1 protein-coding gene and 1 pseudogene are annotated in these 832 nt (G+C 44.5%); one reads left to right on the top strand and one right to left on the bottom strand.

Annotated features, from left to right (window positions below):
• A pseudogene (locus R8N49_RS26140) lies at positions 1–120 on the bottom strand (glyoxalase); the annotation flags it as partial.
• A 181-nt stretch (positions 121–301) separates the two neighbouring features.
• On the opposite strand from R8N49_RS26140, the gene R8N49_RS26135 reads away from it, so the two are divergent.
• Complete coding sequence (locus R8N49_RS26135; RefSeq protein WP_318190328.1) at positions 302–781, top strand: peptide-methionine (S)-S-oxide reductase; 480 nt, start codon at positions 302–304, stop codon at positions 779–781.
• The last annotated feature ends 51 nt before the right edge of the window (positions 782–832 follow it).

The following is an 832-nucleotide window of genomic DNA, read 5'->3' as shown; positions in this document are numbered from 1 at the left end:
CGAAAAGTGCTTCTTCGGATTGTGGTATTTATCATTGGATACGGCGTTAAAATATTTCTCATAAAAGCCTTTCAGCTCTTCCAAACGCTCTGTCCAAATCGCGACATGTTCTATTTTCATATTGGCTCTCTTCGTAAGTATTTGTGATTCAATAATTGCTGGCATTGGCATCAAATCTAACGAGGACGACTTGAATGAAAAAGAGAGCAAATCACTGCAACCTTGTTCCTGTTTTATGGTAGGAGTTGTGTTTGCATGACGGTGTTGTCCATAATGGCGCAAAGTTTTACAGGATAAAATGATGGAAGAGATGTACTTCGCAGGCGGCTGCCTTTGGGGTGTTCAAGAATTTATGCGCCACCTGCCGGGCGTAATCAGCACCGAAGCTGGACGCGCAAATGGCAAGACGGATAACACTCAATCTGAATACGATGGCTACGCAGAATGCGTTCGCACCGAGTTTGATCCAAGCCAAGTGTCGGTTGAAACCTTAATGGGCTATTTCTTTGAAATCATCGACCCATATAGCATCAACAAGCAAGGTGAAGACGTAGGCGAAAAGTACCGTACAGGTGTCTATAGCCAAAACGAACAACACCTGGCCATTGCTAAAGCTTTTTTCGCAGAAAGACCAGATGCCGATCAGATCGCTGTAGAAGTGCTGCCGCTTACAAACTATGTACCAAGTGATGATGAGCACCAAGACCGACTCACGCGCTTTCCAAACGACTACTGCCATATCCCGTTAGATTTGCTGCATAAGTACAAAAATCCGTCTTAATGGATTAATCAAATTCAGCGTAACAACCCTCCCTAACCTCCCCTTGGCTTC

The organism is Vibrio sp. 1978 (assembly GCF_033344345.1).
Note: the sequence above shows the minus strand (reverse complement) of the source record. Positions and strands in the feature narration are given on the sequence as shown.